This is a genomic window from Vibrio sp. Vb1980 (assembly GCF_033338615.1).
GTDB classification, from domain to species: Bacteria; Pseudomonadota; Gammaproteobacteria; order Enterobacterales; family Vibrionaceae; genus Vibrio; species Vibrio alginolyticus.
Genome location: NZ_JAWOSZ010000002.1, coordinates 149,856 through 166,090, shown reverse-complemented (window position 1 = coordinate 166,090; position 16,235 = coordinate 149,856). Strand labels below are relative to the sequence as shown.

Below are 16,235 nucleotides of genomic sequence, written 5' to 3'. Positions count from 1 at the left end.
ATTACTCCTGTTCACCGTTTTGGATAGTTACCGAACTGCCTGGCCCTACCTTTTGTAAACCGGCGGTAATGACTTTATCACCCGCGTTCAAACCATCAATAATGCGCCATTGGCTATTGATCGCTTCGGCAGTCTTCACTGGTTTCGCTTCCACTTTGTTCTCGCCATTAACCGTCATCACTGTCGCTTTACCTGTCGCATCACGAGATACCGTATTTTGTGGTATTAGAATCGCATCAGGGTCGACACCAGTAATGACCGTCGCACGAACAAACATTCCAGGTAGCAACAAACCGTCAGGGTTTGGGAATTCGGCACGAAGCGTCACGCTGCCCGTACTTTCGTTCACATTGACCTCAGTAAATTTCATTGTGCCTTTGTGTTCGTAAGTGCTGCCATCTTCAAGCATCAATGTAACTTGCGCAGAGTCATCTTCTTGCATATGGCCTTGGGAGAGTGATGCTTTCAAACGCAGCAGTTGCGCGGATGATTGCACAATATCAACATTGATAGGGTCAAGCTGCTGAATGGTCGCTAATTTGGCAGCTTGGTTAGCCGTAACCAACGCACCCGCTGTCACACTCGATTTACCGATCACCCCGCTAATCGGAGCTTTGACTTGCGTATAATCTAAGTTGATTTTTGCTGTGTTGATCTTGGCTTTTGCGACTAGGACCTGCGCTTTCGCTTCTTTGTATGCCGCTTCTGCTTCATCCAAGTCTTGTTGGCTGATGGATTTTTTGGTGATCAAGGTTCTGTAACGCTTCACCGTGGCATAGGTCGACTCTGCCGCAGCTTGCGCACGGATTAATTCCGCTTCAGCGCTCAGCAAATCCGCCTGAAATGATGAATCATCAATTTGATATAGCGACTGTCCTTGTTCAACAAGGCCACCTTCAACAAAATTTCGCTCCGAAATAATGCCAGTGACTTGCGGACGAACTTCCGCTTCTTTGAATGCTCGGCTACGACCCGGCAACTCTACTGTCAATGCTTGGCGCGTTGGCTGCACTGTTAACACTTCTACTTCGGTTGCGGGCGCAGGCCCCCCTCCTTGGCTCGATCCTTCTTCGCTAGGTTGACATCCAACCACAAAAAGGCTCGACGCAATCAGCAGAGATAGCGTGGTTTTACGTCTCATGAATTTTTCTCTCTTATCTACCGACAAGCCTTCAAGATTCCTTATTAAAAGCTTCTAGAATGACTTAATAATGACTAAAGGATGTATATCCAGAACAAATTAATTAGGATGATAAATACCCAGTGTTGTACATACAACAAAATTTACAGTTCTATACGCTTACGGAAAACGTTTATGGTAAAGGTGTTATAAAGTTCTCAAATTTGAAGATTTTGGGTTGGAAATCACATTTTCCTGTGTGCAATTGCAATGGTTAAAAAGCAGCAAAAGTGATGATAAAAGCATCATCACGCTGTACAGAGTTTGTTACCGCTGTCTAGGGTTATTTGCCCACTCTGGTATACGAACTAAAGTGAGAAAGGAATGTAAATATAGTCGAAATTTCACAAGTCAGGTTCGCCACTTATCTAAAAAATAACCCGCTAAGAAGCGGGTTATTTCGTCAGTGAGATTGCTGTTCTCAAGCTTATACTTTGAACTGACTGACCTGATGATCTAAACGTTGAGTTTGCTCTGACAACATGGCTAAAGAAGCTTGCGCTTGGTTTACGATTTCCACAATTGAAGTGCTACTGTCTGCAATGCCTTGTACGTTGCTATTTACTTCGTCACTTACTGTACTTTGCTGGCTCGCAGCCGTTGCAATGTGTGTATTCATCTCGTTCATACGTGAAATCGCGTTCAAGATTTCAGAAAGGGATTCACTCGCTCGGCCAGCGGACTTGATCGTTTCATCACTGCTATTTTGGCTACCGCGCATCACTTCTACAGCTTGTCCTGCACCAGATTGTAGCTTTTCAATCATGGTTTGGATTTCTCCCGTACTCTGTTGCGTACGACTGGCTAAAGAACGAACCTCGTCCGCTACCACAGCAAAGCCTCGCCCTTGCTCTCCAGCGCGAGCCGCTTCAATGGCTGCGTTAAGCGCTAATAAGTTTGTTTGCTCGGCAATACCACGAATTACATCCAGTACGGACGCAATGTTACTCACATCATGATCCAATGTGTTAATGACGTGGCTTGCGCTTTCGATTTCACTTGCGAGGCTACGAATTGAGCTAACCGTTTGATCCAAAATAACATTGGTATTGGTAAGTTCATCATTCGCTGTTTGGCTCGCAACCGCAGCTTCGTTAGCGCTATCGCTTACATTTCTGCTGGTGACTTGCATTTCATGCACTGCCGCCGCTACCGCCTCGCTATCTTTTTGCTGAGAAACGGTCGAGTTCGCGATGGTCGTGGTCAACGAGCTAAGATTTGCCATTTCGTTACGTAAGGTATTTGAGCTTTCAATTACCTGAGCGACTGTCATTTGAATTTTGGACACAAACTGGTTAAATGCGTCTGCTAAATTGCCAATTTCGTCTTGTGTTTTTACATCGATTCGCTGACTTAGATCACCTTCACCGGACGCAATTTCTGTCATCGCATTTTTAATATCATTGATAGGCTTCACAACCGTTTGTAACAACAAAAAAGCCATCGCGATAGCGGCAAAAATAACAATCACAATGCCAGCCTCAAGAATGAGTTCTGCTCTTGTTGCAGCCGCTGATATTTCGTCCTTCAATTGGCTTTGCTTTTCTTCTATTGCATCTTTTACAACGTTAAGCTGCGCTCTAACCTCGATAAATTGGTCTTCAAAGGTATGTTTGTGCTCATTATAGTAACCACGCCATTGAGATTGAGGTAAACGTAGCATCGCTTCATAACTTACTAACCATTTTTCACCCAAAGAGACAAGCGTTCGAACTTCATTACCATGTGTAGAAGGCATCACACCGGCTTGTGATAGCTCAATCATTTGTTCCATACGTGGCAGTGCTTTGTAGGCGTTGTCTTTGTATTCACCGATGTGATGATCAATATCGTTTTGAGTATCAGAAAGTGCAACACCTTGGATTGCAGATGTTGCTTGGTAAAGATCGCGATAAGCATCCTCAATCGTTAATAAGTTCGGCACGATCTGTTCGTTGAGTGTCTCACTCAATTCAGATTGCTTCCAACTTGTCATAACGTTTAATACAGAGCTCACAATAAACAATCCAATAATCAATGACAGCGGGATCACTATCTTCTGCTTGATCGTTAAGTTCTGGAACATGAATAGACTCTCTTTATTTATGGTATACAAACTGCCGGAAATTATATCAAACAAATAGAGTATACTATTAGGTAAAAGAGGCTATTCAACATGAAATCTAATGACTTTTTGACAAGGGTTCTAATTTCAACAATTAGTTGATTTTATACAAAATTTAACAAAGAGACCTTTTCAAAAGATGCAAATTAAAATGCTCTTTCAAAACGAAAAATATGTAACAGAAAGTGAATTAAAAGGGACCACATTTTGAAGAATAGATCGAATCAATGATTTACTGAGAACACATACAAAACACAGTTCTTGGATTGAGCACCACCGCGGAATATGCAAAGGTCCGAACATTTCTTCTAAAGCTCAAAAAACCATTGTTTATCTGACGTATTTAAGGGTACTCCTTGATGATGTTAGTCGTGATGTTGGCAAACAGGATGCTTACAAGTTTTCGAAGTTAACCAGTAGCACAGTGAACGATTCAGATTTTCTTGAGCGCCAAGGCAATAAAAAAGTTTGCTATTTTCCTCTCAAGAGACGCATTAAAGAAAATAATGCAACCTAGTCACAAAGTCTTGCTACATCTTCAGAAAAGAATGATGTTGCTAAACAAATCTGGTGCAGCATACACATTGAAGCTAAACTCGTTTAAGGAACTTTTTCATATCAATATGAGAAAACATAGATTTCTCAAAGTTACACCGACCATTCAACGATTAAACTAATGTTAGCGTACCGGTACGTCCGAAAACTCCATGCATGAACCATTTGAAAGAGCCAAAATGTTCCAACCCAACTTCGCCTCAGTGGAGTGGCGAGTCGTTTCGCTCGCTCTCCTACTCTCTCTTCCTCACACTGCTCAAGCGGATCCACTAGATAAGGAAATTAGCAACCTTCTCCAACAACGTTTTTCTATCGCGGTGTTGCTGTCCGACACTGACGCAATTGCGTTTGGTATTGGCGACTTTGATCCGAATGCATTATTTGATACCGCCAACCCAGAGTTCGGGACTGACGAGTCAATCAATGAACGTCGAAGCAAATCCGTATATGTTCTCCCTTACACGACTAACTTTGACATAGAGGGCAGCGAGGACTTACATGAGCTGTCGTTTAAGGCATTTACGATACAAACAGAGAATGATCTCAAACTATTCGGCACAAGTAAGGATCTTCTCAAGGAAAGGACATACGGTGCATCGATTGGTTATGGGTATCTATACAAAGCAAGTGAAAACGTCACCCTTAGCACCAGAACGACGACTCACCTTATGCGTTATAAAAACTCATTCTCTACCGATAATAAACTTTCATCCATCATTGGAAGAATCCTAGACGGCCGTGCCGTTAACGTTTCAGCATGGGCGGCAATAGTTCAACCATCCATTAAAGCCAAATACACGTCTCCCACAAGTTGGGGGAAATGGCATGCCAGTTCGACATTGAATTCATTCATTGGGCACAGCTGGGGAAGCGCAAATAACGGCAATATAGGCAACCCTAAAGGTTGGTACCTATCTAATGAAATCACCGGTTACTACAATATTTATCACGGTGAGCAAGCTTTATTTACTGGGATTAAAAGAGTCGACCTTTCGCATGATTTAAGCGACGAACTTGGAAGTCCGCATTACTACGAAGCTTCTATAGGATGGCTATTTTATGCACCAAAGCCCTTTGATTGGTTGGACAATTTCGGCATAGGCGTTAACTTCAACTACGGCTCGACTCTCAGAGGTGGCAGCATTCAACTTTACTACAACAAACAATAAAGCCGTCAGTACAGGAACCAGTTGGTAGCATATATAACAAGAAGAACTAGAAGACACAAAAGGAATGGCAGAGTTAGCGTCTTCGCAAACTTTTTCATGAGACTTGGGTTATCAAACACCACACCTTCCGCTTCTCTTACCCTTCGCTCTTCGTCAAAATGCCATTTAATGGCTAAGTAGGCTCCTATCCCTAATACAATAAGCTTAAAAGCTCCAGCAAAGTAAGGAAAGAAATTAGCCCAACTGTCGTTCATTATCCATCTCCATCAAATTCAATATCAGCTTTGCGGTGGCAGAATCCAAGATTCATGTAGAATGCCCCCCTCAAAGTCAGACTCTCTGGCTAGCGTCAGTCTACTGCTCGAGATAGCTGTCCACAACTCTCTTTACCATATCGGCATTTATTAATTATTTAATAAATAACAAGAAAGACACTAGCACACTTGCTGAAAAGTAAGTGTCAGTTTGGATTGAAACTCATCAGGAATCGAAAATGGTCCGCAGTCGACTTGTTGATTTAGTGAAAGCCGAATTACCTAGTGCTAAATCGTTCGCTAGTATAAAAATGTAGCCTATCGCACTTCTGGTCGAGTGCTAACGAACTTATGATGCATATGTCATTAACGGCGCAATTTTGAGTTTATCAATTAGCTAAAGTTTCCCACCTTAACTGTCAGTAAGCTTGCTGTGTTTGAGATGATCTCGACATGACTAGTGTATAAATAGTATGGAGGTTCAAAGTGAAGGCAAGGCAAATTTCCTTACTAAAAATATTGTTTCTGTAATTTTATTTCAGGATTATCGAAACCATCATAAGGATAATTCGAACTAATCTTAATCCATGCTCCTTCAGTTACATTTGCTTTCTTTTACTCACTTCTCGCGACTATTAGTGGCATTTTGAGACAATTTCCTACACTCCTTTCTTTGTCTTAGTTGATATAAATCATGGTTAGAAGAAAACAGAATCACCTGTATTTCTCGATACATGAATCCAAACTGCCCGACTTTTCGTAACTAAATTACAGATAGACACGATTTTTAGTATGGCACGTTTTTGAGGAACCAAGATGTTAGATACCCTCATACTGTCGCGGATCCAGTTCGCGGCCAATATCAGCTTTCACATTCTCTTCCCGACCATCACCATTGCGTTGGCATGGATGTTGGTGTTTTTCAAGTGGCGATATAACCGCACACAAGCCCCCGTATGGCTCGATGTTTATTACTTCTGGGTCAAGATATTCGCTCTCACTTTCGCCTTGGGTGTGGTATCCGGCATTACGATGAGTTTCCAGTTTGGTACCAACTGGCCAGGCTTTATGGAACGAGTCGGAAACGTAGCTGGACCATTGCTCGGATACGAAGTGATGACCGCCTTCTTTATGGAAGCCACCTTCCTGGGTGTAATGCTTTTTGGACGAGGACGAGTACCGGAATGGGTTCATACTCTCGCCACCGTTCTGGTTGCTGTTGGGACAAGTATGTCCGCGTTTTGGATTCTAGTGCTTAACAGCTGGATGCACACACCAAGTGGCTATGAAGTGATTGACGGCATTGTTCATGTAACCAGTTGGAAGGAAGTTATTTTCAATCCTTCTTTACCTTACCGTCTTCTGCACACGCTATTAGCATCGGCGCTGACTGCCAGCTTCTTGATTGCAGGTATCTCGGCTTATCAAATAATGAAAAAGCCAGATCACCGCTCAGCCAAACTTGGCCTAAAAGTCGCGCTGTTCGCGGCGGCTGGGTTCATCCCGGTACAAATCTTTGTCGGTGACCTTCACGGGTTAAACACGCTTGAACATCAACCTGCAAAAATCGCAGCGATGGAAGGCGTGTGGGAGACCGAGCAAGGCGCACCTCTTCTACTATTTGCGATGCCAAATGAAGAAACTCGCAGCAATGATTTTGAAGTGGGCATCCCAAAGCTGGCGAGTTTGATTCTTACGCATGACTTAGATGGGGAAATCCAAGGACTTAACGAGTTTGCACCTGACCACCCGCCAGTGAAGCCCTTGTTCTTTGGCTTCCGCGTGATGGTTGGTGTTGGTGTCCTTATGTTGCTTGTTAGCTGGTATGGCGCGGTGAAGCTAGCACGTAAAAAAGCGCTACCTAAACCTTACCTGTACACGGTATTAGCCATGACGTTCTCTGGTTGGATAGCCACACTGGCGGGTTGGTATGTTACTGAGATTGGTCGACAACCTTGGTTGGTCAGCGGTGTATTGCGAACATCCGAAGCCGTCACCACGGTTGCGAGCAGTAGCGTGATGACTTCGCTCATTATGTACTTAGCCATTTATGCTGCATTGCTGGTTGCGTACATCCATACCCTATTCTATTTGGCGCGCAAAGACATTGCAGCCCATGAAGTCCCACTGACACAACAAGAGGCCTAATCATGCTCGACTATCTACCAGAAATTTATCTTCTGCTGCTTGGCTTCTCGGTCTTTATGTATGCTGTGCTCGACGGCTACGACCTTGGCGTCGGTATCCTTTTACCAAGTGATAATGAAGCGCAACGTGACCGAATGATAGCCTCTATCGGCCCTTTCTGGGACGCGAACGAAACGTGGTTGGTGTTAGCCGTTGGTATTTTGTTGATTGCCTTTCCTACCGCTCACAGTTTGATTTTAACGGAGCTCTATATGCCGACCGCCATAATGCTTATCGCACTGATCATGCGTGGCGTGGCATTCGACTTCCGAGCCAAAGCCAACTCGGATCATAAGCCTCATTGGGATTGGTGCTTCCGAATTGGCTCGCTAATCACCGCACTAACTCAGGGTTACATGGTGGGTCGTTACATCATGGGGTTTGAGCAATCAACCGAAGCATTTGGCTTTGCATGGTTAAGCGCACTTTGTGTAACAGCGGCGTACGTTTACATCGGTGGCGCATGGTTGGTACTGAAAACGGAAGGTGATTTGCAAATACGTTCGGCGCGTTGGTCTCGCCGTGCTGGTTGGTTAGCGGCTCTGGGTATCTTGGTAGTGAGTGTTGTAAACCCAATTGTAAATCAACAAGTTGCCTTGCGTTGGTTCAGCTTCCCAGAAATCTTGTTGCTTGCCCCAGTTCCGTTAATTGTATTGGCAACCATCTTCCTAGTTGATCGCTATTTGCGTCAGGTTCCAATGGTGAATGATCTGGGTGTGCGCTGGCCTTTCTTTGGTGTCACCGTCATTTTCGCGTTGAGCTTTCTAGGTCTTGCGTACAGCTTCTTCCCAGAAGTTGTGCCGGGGTTGATGACCGCACAACAAGCGGCCTCCTCACCTGCGACATTAATAATCGTGGGCTACGGTGTAATGATTGTTATGCCGGTGATATTGCTTTACACCTTTGTGGTATACCGGATCTTCAAAGGCAAAGCGACAGAACTTAGCTACAAGTAGGAAGGGAATTCCTCAACGAAGCGCCGCTGCTCATGCGGCGTTTTTTTGCAGTACTCACGACTAAAGTATCTACCCAAAGCGACTGAGTGGGAACGCTGAGAGAATGTAGCGGCAGCCAGTAGTTTGCTCCTAACTAGAACGAGATAACCGTTTCTCAACTATAGCGATACAGGCACAAAAACAGAAAGAATATTTGATGTTACAGAAGGTAGACCGCCACTTAAAAACGCTTTGAGTATTTTTTGCGCTCAATGAGGTGCAAGTATACTTATGCTTTTTATGACTTGTGAACACTCAATTGCATGTTATGTTGCTGTTGAAATAGTACATGAAATAAGGACAAGAACATGAAGATACGATGCAAAACGACGCAAAGCATTGAAAAATTTAACCCAGATGACCTCAATCCAAACACAGATCTCTTTGTTATGATTGCTGTTGTATTCGTGTTCATGGCTGTTTTGCTTAGCATCTAGTAGCAATACGTTCATTCTTGTGGCCGTATTCATACCTCATGTGATATAGCTGCTAAATTCTAGATTAAAGCGGATAGGCTAACCCGCACCAATCAGATTATGGCTGCCTCTGTATAGCTTCTTCAATTTTGGCGTTGTATCGAGGTGAGATATGAACAGTTGGCTTGTAGATAGAGTTGCGTTTGCACCTTGAGCACTCTTGTGTACTTTCAATGACGCATTACTTTAGTGTAGATACGAAAAAAGGCCTGACAAATCAGACCTTTTAGAGAGTGAGACTCCAACTTTAAAACTTAACTAATTGATTTAAAATGAAATTATTCAATTCGATATTCAAAAGCATTTCAAAAAGCATTACTTAAAGCAAACGATAGGACTCGGACAATACTCAGAGAATTACTATCAGTTCGAGTAGTTTGTTAATGGAAGACCAGCACAAAAACTCGCACCTGCACCTAACAGAACCGCTTTTGAGTGCGAGAGCAATTCTTCGAGTTTATTGATTGCTTCTCTGAACTCCTTTTGTTCAAAAACTGTGGTATCGAATGCCACACTCCCTCCTTAGAGCTCGCCTTTGAATGCTGAATCAAGAATTGATTCTTTTAACTGTTTCAACTGTTCTATTTTATCAACCAATTCAGCTTTTACTGGAGTGGTTAACTGACTAATTTTAGATAGCTCACCTACTATTTTCTTTTGCTGTTCTACTGACGGCACAGGAAACTTAAAATTCTGAAAGTCTTTATATTTTAGGCTTTCAACTGTAACGCCGCCTTTTACCAATTCAGACAAAATGAACGACTCATAACCTTTCAACATATGTTGTGTATATTCAGAGCTTATCCTTTCGCTAGGAATGAAAACTTTAATATCTTGGTTTACTGTACATTCAGCTTCATTTATACAGACAGGTAAGGTATGTCGTAATATTCCACTCCGAGCCACAATTAATATGCTTTTAGGCGGAATAAATTTAGCTGACGAACCCGAGACACCTTCTTTCGTTATTTTTAACTCGGAATCAGTAATCACTGGAGATTTCATGTCTTTGGGCGTAACCCACAGAATTTCTCCATTCCAAAACTCAGATTTGCTCTTTGATGGAGTGCCGCCACCAGAAAAAGAGCCTAGTTCTTCTAGCGATAACTTTTCATATTTTTGAGATTCATCGCAAACTAATGAACTCAATGTTGATTTAAATAGCGAATCGGCAAGTGTGGTACTTTCCTGCAAATGCTCTATGGCGGTGTCGATACGGGTGAGCAGTGCATCGAGTTTTTCAACGATGCGTTTTTGTTCAGATATAGGAGGGATTGGAATCTGTACATCTCCCAACCGTTTTAAAGCTAACTTAGGTTGGGCAACAGTTTTTGTAGCTAATCCAATTTGCTCAATAAATGAATAAGTTTTTGTAAAATAATATACATATTTAAGAAGTTGCTTTTCTTTATCCTTAAATACGATTTTGGCAGCATTTTCAGTTAAGTTTGCACCACTTAGATGTGATGGAACTATCCCAGTTTTTCCAATTGTACCTGCGATACTGATGTATAAGTCATCATCGGAAATTGTATACCTAGCTATTTTGTTGTGTGTCTCAGCCGAAATATACTTGATTCTATCGAGATCAATAGAACCTGACTCGTTAAAATCGGAGACTCTGATATATGGGTGCTCGGTAGCCTCGTCCAAGAGTGTATAGCCTTTCGGAAGGCGTTTACCTCCTTTGACGTGGGCAATATCATTTAACGTGAATTGAGTTATTTCCATCAAGCTTGCTCCACCAATAGCTCTTCAATTTCATCCAAGAGGACAGACACCAGCTTTTCCTTGGTACGGATTTGTTTGAGGATATCGCTTGGTGCTAAATGCTCGAAATCTTTTTGCTTGGCTGGATTTTTGGCGGATAGGTCATAGTCTTCAGACAATTTACCGGCTGAAACTGTCCATGAACGTTCAGTAGTTTCGCGGTTGTTATACAGCTCAACAAACTCTTTTAGGTGGTCATCGGTAATAGGTTTGTTTTTGGTAAGTTTTTGCTCAGGCTCACATTCGTAGTACCACACATCGCTAGTACCGCCGCTGCGCTCAAAAAACAACACGTTTGTTTTTACGCCCGAATATGGCAAAAATACCCCAGCGGGTAGGCTTAAAATGGTGTGCAGGTTAAAGTTTTCCAGCAGTTCTTGTTTGACTTGCTTAAAGGCGCTGTTGGTTTGGAACAGGACGCCTTCTGGTACTACGATGGCTGCTTTGCCGCCACTTTTAAGGGTTTTCATAAAGTGCTGTAAAAACAGCAATTCAGTCGCATTACTCTGGATAGGAAAGTTTTGCTGAATTTGCGACTTTTCTTTACCCCCAAATGGCGGGTTAGCCAGAATAATGTCGTAACGGTCTTTTTCCTGAATGTCGCGGATATTCTGGGTCAGGGTATTACCACGGAACAAGTTGGGTGACTCGATGCCATGCAAAATCATGTTCATCATACCCATAACATAAGCCAGTGAGGTTTTTTCAAAGCCAAAGAAAGTATCGTGCTGGATAAAGTCCCATTGCTCGGTAGAAAGCGCACTCTTTTTGGCTTTTAAGTGGTCAAAGGCTTCGACTAAGAATCCGCACGAGCCCGCAGCCGCATCGTAAATGGTTTGCCCTGCTTGTGGATCAATAGCCTTGATCATGGAGCGTACCACGGGGCGCGGCGTGTAAAACTCGCCCGCATAACCACCAGCATCTCCCATGTTTTGCAATAGACCTTCATAGACCAGCGAGAGCTCAAACATTTCATCACTGGATTGGAAATTCAGCGTGTCAATAATATCCAGCACTTCACGCAAGGTGTGGCCAGACGCAACTTTGTTGTCTAAATACTGGAAGATGGCACCAATTTTATAGGCGAAGGATTTAGGGTCTGACCCCGTAATAGCGGCATTGGCAAAGCCTTTTAAGTAAGGAAATAACTCGTTATTAACGTAATCGGTTAAGTCATCACCCGTGCGAACTTTGTTTATGTCTAGCTTGCCATCGGCGTTTTTCGGGCAGGCCCAATTTGACCAGCGGTGCTCTTCATCCAATACGGGTTGATAGTCTTTACCTGACAGTACTGCTTCATCTTCTTTTTCAGACTCATAATCATCCAAAAACTTTAAGAACAACACCCAAGAGGTTTGCTCGGTATAGTGCATGGCACCACTAATGCCATCGTCGCGGCGCAGTATGTCTGTAATTCGGTCAATTTTTTGTTGTAATGACATGGCTTATAGTTTTCTGATAATAAAATTGTACATATTGGTGATGTCTTCGCTGATTTCGTCTGGCGGCATCAGGTCGATATAGGCTTGGAGCTTGTCAATGTCGAGCCCTATACCCTCGGTATTGAGCAGAGGGTCAATGACACTTTTAGCATTCAATCGGCGGATATCGTCGTTATCACCTGGGTTATTTGGTTGTAAATAACACGGCGCCCTTAATCGTTCAGCGTTGTTGATTTGATCTAAAACATCATGGTGCAATAACGCTGAGTGTGAGAGCAGATAGTTTTTGATTTCGCGGCGTTTCCAAGTTAGTAAGTGGAAGTTTATTCTTTCTGGACAAGGTAAACCTATGTTGAATTTGTCTGGGCAATCGACACCAATCACCTTGACACCGCTTTGTGTGTGAATGTTAGCTTCTGGCAGTTCATCACGATCACATACCAAAAAGACGTTGGTTACTTTGTGGTCATGCAACGCAGGTGTTTTGCCATATTTCTCAGCTTTACACGCCCTGATATAGTCCTTCATATCTCTCAATTCATGCAACCACTTGATCTTAGACGCACCGAAGCTATCGCCTGCCGCACTGTAACCAGATGACTTTGCTATAGGATTGATTGAGGATATCGGTGTCCAATCAAGTCCTTTCTTCTTTGCTAATAACTCAAAAATCTTCCAATCGTTGTAGTAATCAATCAAGCAAATGTTGTTCAATTTAGAGGCTATTTCTAATTCGACGACTTTACTTTTTGACAAAATTTTCAATCTTTCCAATAACTTTTGAGACTTCTGCTCATTTTTTATCTGCCCATTTTCAACCAAAAGCAATGATTCGAAGTCGTTCTCAGCGATTGAATCGACTAAATGAGTTGTGGTTATGACCTTAGCTTTAGTTTTGCCTAGGATATCCCAAAGTAGCTCAACGTTTTTATGGTGTAGATGTGAGTCAACTTCATCGAACATAAAAAGAGAAGAAGTGCTATCAAATAGATCAATTAGTGAAGCTACGAATAGAAACTGATATTCACCATCACTGAGCAATGAAAATTCAATATTATCAGTTAGGTAAAGCGACATTTCAGAGGCTGAAAAGAAATATTCGTTGTATGAGCCTTCTATTAGAAATTTTGTGGCATCAACTCTAGAGCCATCAAAAACCTCAAAAAATTGTTCATAAGTTACTTCTACTTCGGTTGACTTTAAGCCTTTGCTTGTTTCTAGCAGAGCATCAAGGTCCGGAAGTGTTTCTATCTTTTCAAGAAAGGCGTCAAGTCGCTGATTAAAAGGTCTTTTTCTTATCGACGGGTGTTCATAGTCTTTAGCTTCAGCTATCTGGTCTTGTTGTACATTCTTTATGTAAGTATCAGGAACAGATATGTTCAGTCTCAATTTAACTGAAACTTGATCCTTAAATGCCTTGTGGTTGTTAACAAAATTAAAAACTAAGCCGTCCCTCTTGAATGTGTAGGCGAGAAATGTAAGGAACCGAACATCTTTCTGAGTAAAGAAAAGGCTAGAAAAATCAATGTCACTGATATCTTTCCTTGAACGTAAAGAGGTTAGTCTTCGTTCAAAAAAAGAAGAGAAGTTTTCATTTTGTCCTGAAGTAGCACAGATCAGCTGAAGCGTGTCGCTAGGTTCTTCAATCTGCTTTCTAAAGATTGAATGTAAGATACTGGATTTACCGCTGCCATTTTCACCAATCAAGGTCGCTACTTTGTTGATATGTAGGGTTTGCGGCTGATCGTGTAGCGGGTTAGGCGCTAGTGTTAGTTCCATTTCAATTCACATGATAAAGCTGTTGTTGTAATTGTTTAAAAGCTGCCAGCAAATAGGCTGGCTTTCCACCGAATGCAGTTGAAGCATCTTTCACTGTACCCAACCCTGATAGCTCGATGAGAGCAGGCAAGCGCTCGCGTGATAACTCCGTGCTACCGGTTTGCTCATAACGATTGAGTACAAAGTGTAAAAACTGCTGAGCCTTTTCTTTTTGGTACTGATTAAAGAAAGCGCTGTTTGTACGTACTTGATCGGCGCGAGCTTTGCGGGTTGCCATTGGCTGTTCAAAGGCTAAAAAGGCCAATAGGTCGAAGATATCGCACTCTTCTGCTTCAAACATGCGCCGCAGCGTGGCGAGTTGCTCTTCGTCGAAGCCTGCTTGCACGAGTTTGCCGAGCAAGCTTTCGCGCTCGTCTGGATCTGACCAAATTCTTCTCAGCTCGTCTACTGATTTGAATAATCCTGGTAACTGATTGATTAAACGTTCAACAAATTCTTGTATGGTGAGTGGTTTACCGTTGTCATCGATATACCGAGTTTCAACGTCAATCACTTTAAGTTCACGGTGTTTACCTAGTTTTACTTTTAATCGTGGCTTGGGTTCGCCCGGCTCAGGCTCTGGGCCATCTGTTCCTCCGGGTGGCTCTGGTGTGTAAGGTGGTGGAGTTGGCTCACCAGTGCCACTTGGCTCTGGCGCTTCAGGTTCGCCATCCCAATCTTTGTCATAAAACTTATTGGTTGCACCGCGAAAATCAACAATGGAGAAGTAGTCTTTGCCATCAAAAACACGGGTTCCACGACCGACAATTTGTTTAAACTCCACCATTGAACCTACCGTTCTATCCAGCACTACGTTACGCACATTACGGGCATCTACCCCAGTGGTTAACATTTGCGATGAAGTAATAATGGTGGGAATGTCTTTGTCGTTATCTTGGAACTTTTCCAAAAGCTCCCGACCAACTTTGCCTTCATCACTGGTTACACGCACACAGTAATGCGGGTCTGTCAGCTTTTTGTGTTTGTTGATCATGTCACGCATGGTCAGCGCATGATTTTGGTTTTCGCAAAAGACGATGGTTTTTTCTAATAGATTGATATTGTCCAAAATAGCTTTTGCGACCAGTTCAGTACGTTCATCTACGACGATTTTTTTGTCGTAATCTTCAACCTGATAGACGTCTTGACCTGATTCACCTTCGATCACTTGGTCATCTTTGGTTAGCACCAGCTCATCTAAGTTGGTGCGTACCCGTTTGACACGATATGGCGTTAAGAAACCATCGTTGATTCCATCTTTTAATGAGTACTCAAAAGCAGGCGTGCCAAAGTATTCGTAGGTGTCCACGTTGGCTTCACGTTTTGGTGTGGCTGTGAGGCCGACATGCACCGCACTACCAAAGTGGTCGAGTATGGCTCGCCACGAACCTGTCTCATTGGCACTGCCACGGTGACACTCGTCAATCATTACAAGGTCAAAAAAATCACTTGGGTACGCTTTGTAATAGCCTTCGATATTTTCACGCTCAGCAATGGCTTGGTAGATAGCAAAAAAGATATGCGCATTGGTTGGCACCACACCGCCACGCTTGCGTACCTCCTCACCATTTATTTTGATGAGATCTTTTTCGTATGGGTTGAAAGTGTTGATAGCTTGGTCTGCCAATATATTGCGATCCGCTAAAAACAAAATTCGAGGCCTGCGTGTACCCGGAGATTCTTTGTTCCACCGAGACTGGAACAGTTTATGGACGATTTGAAAGGCAATAAAAGTTTTACCTGTGCCGGTAGCTAGCGTTAACAGTACTCGTGGCTTACCTTTCCCAATAGCATCTGTGGCAGCATGTACCGCTAATTCTTGGTAATAACGTGGCTGCATTGCGCCTTCTAGATGGAAAGGCACATTACGAAGTTGTTGGCCTAGATCCGAATTAACACCAGCGTAGCGGTTTTCTAGTTCTTGTGGCGTTGGGTAAAACTCGATGTAGTCGCCTTTACCAGTTTCTAAATCGAACTCGTAAGTTTGCTTGCCATTGCTTGAATAGACAAAGCGAACAAGTAGCTTCTTTGCATAGTCTATGGCTTGTTGAAGACCTTTGGTTGGGTGCTCTGATTCTTTCTTCGCTTCAACGACAGCAAGATAACGATTGTCTTTGTGGAGCAGATAATCGACGAAACAACGACGACCGCGCACACCACCAGCAAGCTTACGGCCATCGGTAAAGTAATGCTCCCGAATGATGTTACCCGGTTGCCAATGTGCGGCCTTTAATGCTGGGTCTATGTAGTTTGCTCTGGTATCTGCTTCTGACGACATATATAAC

The 16,235-nt window shown here is 43.0% G+C and carries 12 protein-coding genes; 4 read left to right on the top strand and 8 right to left on the bottom strand.

Annotated elements, in window-relative coordinates; translation table 11 throughout:
* Position 1: 1 nt before the first annotated feature.
* On the bottom strand, positions 2 to 1,141 hold the full coding sequence (locus R7F64_RS03975; RefSeq protein ID WP_042522092.1) for an efflux RND transporter periplasmic adaptor subunit: 1,140 nt from the start codon (positions 1,139 to 1,141) through the stop codon (positions 2 to 4).
* 466 nt (positions 1,142 to 1,607) lie between these two features.
* Entirely contained in the window at positions 1,608 to 3,245 is a 1,638-nt protein-coding gene (locus R7F64_RS03970) for a methyl-accepting chemotaxis protein (RefSeq protein ID WP_017635041.1), read from the bottom strand.
* 773 nt (positions 3,246 to 4,018) lie between these two features.
* Here R7F64_RS03970 and R7F64_RS03965 point away from each other — a divergent pair.
* Positions 4,019 to 5,008 (top strand): Solitary outer membrane autotransporter beta-barrel domain, encoded by a 990-nt coding sequence (locus R7F64_RS03965; protein WP_167415112.1) that lies wholly within the window; start codon positions 4,019 to 4,021, stop codon positions 5,006 to 5,008.
* 5 nt (positions 5,009 to 5,013) lie between these two features.
* On the opposite strand, the gene R7F64_RS03960 is transcribed toward R7F64_RS03965, so the two are convergent.
* Positions 5,014 to 5,262 carry a hypothetical protein gene (locus tag R7F64_RS03960; protein ID WP_005378271.1) on the bottom strand — a complete coding sequence of 83 codons (249 nt, stop codon included), beginning with the start codon at positions 5,260 to 5,262 and terminating at the stop codon, positions 5,014 to 5,016.
* Positions 5,263 to 6,078: 816 nt separating this feature from the next.
* On the opposite strand from R7F64_RS03960, the gene R7F64_RS03955 reads away from it, so the two are divergent.
* The 3 genes from R7F64_RS03955 to R7F64_RS03945 all read left to right on the top strand — a co-directional run bounded on the left by R7F64_RS03955 (position 6,079) and on the right by R7F64_RS03945 (position 8,881).
* Positions 6,079 to 7,410 (top strand): cytochrome ubiquinol oxidase subunit I, encoded by a 1,332-nt coding sequence (locus R7F64_RS03955; protein WP_318071475.1) that lies wholly within the window; start codon positions 6,079 to 6,081, stop codon positions 7,408 to 7,410.
* A 2-nt stretch (positions 7,411 to 7,412) separates the two neighbouring features.
* Complete coding sequence (locus R7F64_RS03950) at positions 7,413 to 8,405, top strand: cytochrome d ubiquinol oxidase subunit II (RefSeq protein ID WP_132936546.1); 993 nt, start codon at positions 7,413 to 7,415, stop codon at positions 8,403 to 8,405.
* 347 nt (positions 8,406 to 8,752) lie between these two features.
* Positions 8,753 to 8,881 (top strand): hypothetical protein, encoded by a 129-nt coding sequence (locus tag R7F64_RS03945; protein WP_256902832.1) that lies wholly within the window; start codon positions 8,753 to 8,755, stop codon positions 8,879 to 8,881.
* A 402-nt stretch (positions 8,882 to 9,283) separates the two neighbouring features.
* Here the strand turns inward: R7F64_RS03945 and R7F64_RS03940 are convergent, their stop codons facing one another.
* Genes R7F64_RS03940 through hsdR form a run of 5 tightly spaced genes read right to left on the bottom strand, consistent with a single transcriptional unit; the run spans position 9,284 to position 16,228 of the window.
* Positions 9,284 to 9,433 (bottom strand): hypothetical protein, encoded by a 150-nt coding sequence (locus R7F64_RS03940; RefSeq protein ID WP_262639501.1) that lies wholly within the window; start codon positions 9,431 to 9,433, stop codon positions 9,284 to 9,286.
* A gap of 9 nt (positions 9,434 to 9,442) precedes the next feature.
* A complete protein-coding gene (locus R7F64_RS03935; protein ID WP_262639500.1) occupies positions 9,443 to 10,651 on the bottom strand; it encodes a restriction endonuclease subunit S in 1,209 nt (402 codons plus the stop codon).
* A complete protein-coding gene (locus R7F64_RS03930) occupies positions 10,651 to 12,132 on the bottom strand; it encodes a type I restriction-modification system subunit M (RefSeq protein ID WP_262639499.1) in 1,482 nt (493 codons plus the stop codon). Before R7F64_RS03930 ends, R7F64_RS03935 begins: the two co-directional genes overlap by 1 nt.
* Before the next feature lie 3 nt (positions 12,133 to 12,135).
* Positions 12,136 to 13,911 carry an ATP-binding protein gene (locus R7F64_RS03925; protein WP_262639498.1) on the bottom strand — a complete coding sequence of 592 codons (1,776 nt, stop codon included), beginning with the start codon at positions 13,909 to 13,911 and terminating at the stop codon, positions 12,136 to 12,138.
* 1 nt (position 13,912) lies between these two features.
* Entirely contained in the window at positions 13,913 to 16,228 is a 2,316-nt protein-coding gene (gene hsdR / locus R7F64_RS03920; RefSeq protein ID WP_262639497.1) for an EcoAI/FtnUII family type I restriction enzme subunit R, read from the bottom strand.
* Between the last annotated feature and the right edge of the window lie 7 nt (positions 16,229 to 16,235).

What these genes read in the sequence shown, in the direction of transcription:
- R7F64_RS03975 (WP_042522092.1), bottom strand. Translation starts at nt 1,141, where the DNA reads ATGAGACGTAAAACCACGCTATCTCTGCTGATTGCGTCGAGCCTTTTT.
- R7F64_RS03970 (WP_017635041.1), bottom strand. Translation starts at nt 3,245, where the DNA reads ATGTTCCAGAACTTAACGATCAAGCAGAAGATAGTGATCCCGCTGTCA.
- R7F64_RS03965 (WP_167415112.1), top strand. Translation starts at nt 4,019, where the DNA reads ATGTTCCAACCCAACTTCGCCTCAGTGGAGTGGCGAGTCGTTTCGCTC.
- R7F64_RS03960 (WP_005378271.1), bottom strand. Translation starts at nt 5,262, where the DNA reads ATGAACGACAGTTGGGCTAATTTCTTTCCTTACTTTGCTGGAGCTTTT.
- R7F64_RS03955 (WP_318071475.1), top strand. Translation starts at nt 6,079, where the DNA reads ATGTTAGATACCCTCATACTGTCGCGGATCCAGTTCGCGGCCAATATC.
- R7F64_RS03950 (WP_132936546.1), top strand. Translation starts at nt 7,413, where the DNA reads ATGCTCGACTATCTACCAGAAATTTATCTTCTGCTGCTTGGCTTCTCG.
- R7F64_RS03945 (WP_256902832.1), top strand. Translation starts at nt 8,753, where the DNA reads ATGAAGATACGATGCAAAACGACGCAAAGCATTGAAAAATTTAACCCA.
- R7F64_RS03935 (WP_262639500.1), bottom strand. Translation starts at nt 10,651, where the DNA reads ATGGAAATAACTCAATTCACGTTAAATGATATTGCCCACGTCAAAGGA.
- R7F64_RS03930 (WP_262639499.1), bottom strand. Translation starts at nt 12,132, where the DNA reads ATGTCATTACAACAAAAAATTGACCGAATTACAGACATACTGCGCCGC.
- R7F64_RS03925 (WP_262639498.1), bottom strand. Translation starts at nt 13,911, where the DNA reads ATGGAACTAACACTAGCGCCTAACCCGCTACACGATCAGCCGCAAACC.
- hsdR (WP_262639497.1), bottom strand. Translation starts at nt 16,228, where the DNA reads ATGTCGTCAGAAGCAGATACCAGAGCAAACTACATAGACCCAGCATTA.